6 protein-coding genes are annotated in these 4,894 nt (G+C 66.5%); all 6 read left to right on the top strand.

Annotation, left to right across the window (positions count from 1 at the left end; all coding sequences use genetic code 11):
- The first annotated feature begins 220 nt into the window (after positions 1 to 220).
- The 6 genes from moaA to NE609_RS16900 are packed head-to-tail and all read left to right on the top strand — an operon-like array spanning position 221 to position 4,830.
- Positions 221 to 1,186 (top strand): GTP 3',8-cyclase MoaA, encoded by a 966-nt coding sequence (gene moaA / locus NE609_RS16925; protein WP_256153199.1) that lies wholly within the window; start codon positions 221 to 223, stop codon positions 1,184 to 1,186.
- 5 nt (positions 1,187 to 1,191) lie between these two features.
- Entirely contained in the window at positions 1,192 to 1,626 is a 435-nt protein-coding gene (locus tag NE609_RS16920) for an MOSC domain-containing protein (protein ID WP_101551840.1), read from the top strand.
- Positions 1,619 to 2,110, top strand: a complete 492-nt coding sequence (locus NE609_RS16915) for a molybdenum cofactor biosynthesis protein B (protein ID WP_101551838.1) — start codon at positions 1,619 to 1,621, stop codon at positions 2,108 to 2,110. The genes NE609_RS16920 and NE609_RS16915 overlap by 8 nt, the downstream gene beginning before the upstream one ends.
- Positions 2,111 to 2,136: 26 nt before the next feature.
- Entirely contained in the window at positions 2,137 to 3,015 is an 879-nt protein-coding gene (modA, locus tag NE609_RS16910; RefSeq protein WP_256153198.1) for a molybdate ABC transporter substrate-binding protein, read from the top strand.
- 58 nt (positions 3,016 to 3,073) lie between these two features.
- Positions 3,074 to 3,760 carry a molybdate ABC transporter permease subunit gene (gene modB / locus NE609_RS16905; protein WP_256153197.1) on the top strand — a complete coding sequence of 229 codons (687 nt, stop codon included), beginning with the start codon at positions 3,074 to 3,076 and terminating at the stop codon, positions 3,758 to 3,760.
- Positions 3,757 to 4,830 carry a sulfate/molybdate ABC transporter ATP-binding protein gene (locus NE609_RS16900; RefSeq protein WP_256153196.1) on the top strand — a complete coding sequence of 358 codons (1,074 nt, stop codon included), beginning with the start codon at positions 3,757 to 3,759 and terminating at the stop codon, positions 4,828 to 4,830. Before modB ends, NE609_RS16900 begins: the two co-directional genes overlap by 4 nt.
- The last annotated feature ends 64 nt before the right edge of the window (positions 4,831 to 4,894 follow it).

Raw genomic sequence — 4,894 nt, 5'->3', positions numbered from 1 at the left:
GCTCCGGGCGTAGCCCGGGCAGGCCGCCCAAGGCGAAAGTCCCCTTGAGCGCCCTGCTTCCGCCGACTTCTTGGGCGTGCAAGAAGTCGGCCCGCCCGCCGGGGCGGGACCCGGCAATCTATGCCGCCGAAGGCGGCTTCCCTAAAGCGCCTCGAAGGGGCGCGAAAAAATCCATTCTGGCTCAGCGCGTCCCCGTCTTCAAAAATAAGGTGGTGAACCAATGAAAGACCAATATAACCGCGAGATCGACTATCTGCGCGTCTCGGTGACCGACCGGTGCAACCTGCGGTGCGTCTACTGCATGCCCGAGGAGGGTGTGGAGCCGGTCGCGCACGAAGAGATCCTCAGCTACGAGGAGATCCTGCGGGTCTGCCGGTGCGCGGCGAAGCTCGGTTTCTGGAGGGTGAAGCTGACGGGCGGGGAACCGCTCGTGCGACGGGGCGTCGCGGGGCTGGCAAGGGAGATCAAGGCGATCCCCGGCATCCGGCAGGTCACGATGACGACCAACGGCGTGCTGCTGGGGGATTACGCGGAGGAGCTCGCGGCGGCGGGACTGGACGCGGTCAACGTGAGCCTCGACACCCTTGACCCAGAGGCGTTCCACAGGATCACCCGGCGGGGGGAGCTTTCGCGGGTGCTCGATTCGATCGACCGGGCGCTCGCGGCGGGCCTGCGGGTCAAGCTCAACTGCGTGCCCACCCGGGGGAACGACGAGGTGGAGCGGCTCGCGGCGCTCGCCAAGCACCGCCCGATCGACGTACGGTTCATCGAGCTGATGCCGGTCGGGGAGGGGAACCCCTCCGAGGGCGTCCCGGCGGATGAGATCCGCACGCGGCTGGCCGCCGCCTACGGGCCGCTGACGGAGTACCCGGGGGAGTGGGGCAACGGTCCCGCCTCCTATTGCGACATCCCCGGCTTTGCGGGCAAGATCGGATTTATCTCGGCGATGAGCCACCGGTTCTGCGGCGGCTGCAACCGGGTCAGGCTGACGGCGACCGGCTTTTTGAAGCTCTGCCTTCACTTTGACGAGGGGACGGACCTGCGGGGATTCCTGCGGGGCGGCGCGGACGACGCGGCGCTCACCGAGGCGGTCCGCGCGGCGGTGTGGGGCAAACCGGCCCATCATCTCTTCGGGGAGACGGCGGCACATGTGGAACAGCGGAAAATGGTACAGATCGGAGGATAAGGATTGTGGGAAAGGTGATTGCGGTGTGCACGAGCGAACGCCGCGGAATTCAGAAGACGAATATTCATTCGGCGCAGTTTCGGGAGAACTGGGGCATCGAGGGGGACGCGCACGCGGGGGACTGGCACCGCCAGGTGAGCCTGCTCTCCTTTGACAAGATCGAGGCGTTCCGGGCGCGCGGGGCCGAGGTGGGCGACGGCGCGTTCGGGGAGAACCTCGTGGTCGAAGGGATCGACTTTCGCAGCCTGCCGGTCGGCACGGTGCTCGAATGCAACGGCGTGGTGCTCGAGATGACCCAGATCGGCAAGGAGTGCCACTCCCACTGTGAAATCTTCAAGAAGATGGGCGAATGCATCATGCCGACCGAAGGGGTCTTTGCCCGGGTGATCCGGGGCGGGACGATCTCGGAGGGCGACCGGATGGAGGTGCGCCGTGTTTAGGGTCGCGATTGTGACGCTGTCCGACAAGGGCGCGGCCGGACAGCGGACGGACGAGAGCGGCGCGGTCATCCGCGAGATCGCCGAGCAAAACGGCTACGAGGTCGTCTCCTACACGCTGCTGCCCGACGAGCGGGAGCAGATTTCCGCCGAGCTGCGGCGGTTGTGCGACGAGAACGTCGCGGAGCTGGTGCTCACCACGGGCGGGACGGGTTTTTCCCCCCGCGACTGCACGCCGGAGGCGACGCTCGACGTGGCCGAACGGCTGGCCCCCGGCATCGCTGAGGCGATGCGTTATTCGAGTTTAAACATAACGAAACGCGCGATGCTCTCCCGCGCCGTCGCGGTCATCCGGGGCGGGACGCTGATCGTCAACCTCCCCGGCAGCCCCAAGGCGGTCCGGGAGAACCTGGAATACGTGATCCCCGCACTCGGGCACGGCCTGGAAATTCTCACCGGCCGCGCCGGGGAGTGCGCAAGGAAATAGACAATAGCTTTAGGAGGACAGCAACCATGAAAAAATTCTTCAGCGTACTGCTCGCGGCCCTGATGCTCTTTACCGTCGCAGGATGCGGCGCGTCCGAACCCGCGCCGGCCCCTGCGGAGCCCGCGCAGGAAGCCGCGCCCGCCGAGCCCGCGGAGCCCGCCCCCGCGCCCGAGAGCGAACCCGCCGAAGAGCCCGCGGCTTCCGGGGAGCCGGTGACCATCCTTGTGGCGGCCGCCGCGAGCCTGGAGTATTCCTATAAGGACGAGCTGATCCCGATGTTCACCGAGAAATATCCGTGGATCACGGTGGAGGGCACCTACGACAGCTCGGGCAAGCTGCAGACCCAGATCGAGGAGGGGCTTGAGGCGGACGTCTTCATGTCCGCGGCGACCAAGCAGATGAACGCGCTCAAGGACGAGTCGCTCATCGATGCGGATTCAATCGTCGATTTGCTGGAGAACAAGATCGTGCTGATCGCGCCGGCCGGTTCCGAGCCCGCCGCGAAGAGCTTTGAGACGGTGACCGACGCGGCGACGATCGCCGTGGGCGATCCCGAGAGCGTCCCCGTGGGCCAGTACTCCAAGGAGGCGTTCACAAATCTGGGCATCTGGGACGCGGTGGCCGCCAAGGCGAGCCTGGGCACCAACGTAACCGAGGTGCTCAACTGGGTGGCGGAGGGCAGCGCCGACGTGGGCGTCGTCTACGCGACCGACGCGGCGACGACCGACAAGGTGCAGGTCGTGGCCGAGGCGCCGGAGGGCAGCCTGGAAAAGAAGGTCGTCTACCCGGTCGGCATCGTGTCCGCTTCGCAGCACAAGGACGCCGCGCGGCTCTTCGTCGAGTTCCTTCAGAGCGACGAGGCGCTGACCGTCTTTGAGGAGTACGGCTTCACCCCCAACAAATAATCCGAAATCATAAATCCCGCGCCGGACCCCGGGTCCGGCGCGGCGGGGAGGGACGGCATTGGATTTATCCCCCATCCTGATATCCATGAAGACGGCGGCGCTCTCGATCTTCATCACCTTTTTCCTCGGCGTGTTCGCCGCCCGGCTGGTTGCCGGGATGCGGCGGGAACGCCTGAAAATGGTGCTCGACGGGATCCTGACCCTGCCGCTCGTGCTTCCGCCCACCGTGGCGGGTTTTTTCCTGCTCTACATCTTCGGCGTCAAACGCCCGATCGGCCGGTTCTTCATCGAATATTTCAGCGTGAAGATCGCCTTCTCATGGGGCGCGACGGTGCTTGCGGCAGTGGCCGTCTCGTTCCCGCTCATGTACCGGTCGGCGCGGGGGGCGTTTGAACAGGTCGACCGGGACCTCGTCTGCGCGGCGCGCACGATCGGCATGTCCGAGCGCGCGATCTTCTGGCGGGTCGTCATGCCGCTGGCGGCGCCCGGCGTGGCCAGCGGCGGCGTCCTCGCGTTCGCGCGCGGGCTGGGCGAATTCGGCGCGACCGCCATGATCGCGGGCAACATCGCGGGCAAGACCCGCACGCTGCCGCTCGCGATCTACTCCGCCGTCGCGGCGGGGGACATGGCGGGCGCCTACGACTACGTGGCGATCATCGTGATGATTTCCCTGCTCGCCGTCATCAGCATGAACTGGTTCGCCTCCCGGGAGAGCCGCTACAGGCGGAAGGGGGCGAAGAGATGAGCCTCGAAGTGCGGATCAGGCGCACGCTGCGCGACTTTTCGCTCGAGACGGCGTTCACCACGTCGGACGGGGTGCTCGGCATCCTCGGCGCGTCGGGGTGCGGCAAAAGCATGACCCTGCGCTGCATCGCGGGGGTGGAAACCCCCGACGAGGGGCGAATCGTCCTCAACGGACGGGTGCTCTTCGACTCGGCGGCGGGGATCAACCTGCCGCCCCAGCAGCGGCGGGTGGGCTATCTCTTCCAGAGCTACGCCCTTTTTCCGCACATGACGGTGGAGGAGAATATCGCCTGCGCCCTCGGGCGGGAGAAGGACCGGAAAAAACGCGCCGGGACGATCGCCTCGTTGGTTGGGCGGTTCCGGCTGGAAGGGCTGGAGAAGCGGTATCCCGGGCAGCTTTCGGGCGGCCAGCAGCAGCGGGTCGCGCTCGCGCGCATCCTCGCCTACGAGCCCGAGGCCCTGCTGCTCGACGAGCCCTTTTCGGCGCTGGACGCGCACCTCAAGGAGAAGCTCCAGCTCGAGCTGCTCGAACTGCTGCGCGGCTACGCGGGGGACGCGGTGATGGTGACCCACAGCCGGGACGAGGCGTTCCGCCTCTGCGGGCGGCTGCTCATTATGGAGCACGGCCGACCCGTTTCGGAGGGGGACACGCACGAGCTCTTCCGAAACCCAGGCACGCTGACGGCGGCCCGTCTGACCGGCTGCAAAAACCTCTGCCCGGCCCGGAAAATCGGGGAGGACCTCGTCGAAGTCCCCGGCTGGGGCGTGCGGTTTAAGGTCGTTCCGCCCATCCCCGATGACCTCGCCTATGTGGGCATCCGCGCACATGATTTCCATCCCGCGCTGCCGGGCGCGGAAAACGCCATGCGCGTCGAGGTGTGCGAACGGGTGGAAAGCCCCTTTGAGTGGTACATCCTCTTCCGGAACGCCGACGGCGGGGAGGGGGAGGCGCTCTGGTGGAAATTCAGCAAGCAGCTTGCCGGAGAGGGGGATGCGGAATACCTTTCGGTCGCGCCCGAAAGCATCCTGCTATTGCGGGATGCTTTCGGAGAGCACGGCCTGAACGGGTGATTTTACCACGGATCGCTTGCTCTGCGGAGAAGTCGAGATAAGGAGGCGGCCGCCCGGAAGGGCG

It is taken from the genome of Anaerotruncus sp. DFI.9.16 (assembly GCF_024461615.1).
In the GTDB taxonomy this organism is placed as follows: domain Bacteria; phylum Bacillota; class Clostridia; order Oscillospirales; family Ruminococcaceae; genus Anaerotruncus; species Anaerotruncus massiliensis.
This window is presented reverse-complemented; position numbering and strand designations above follow the sequence as displayed.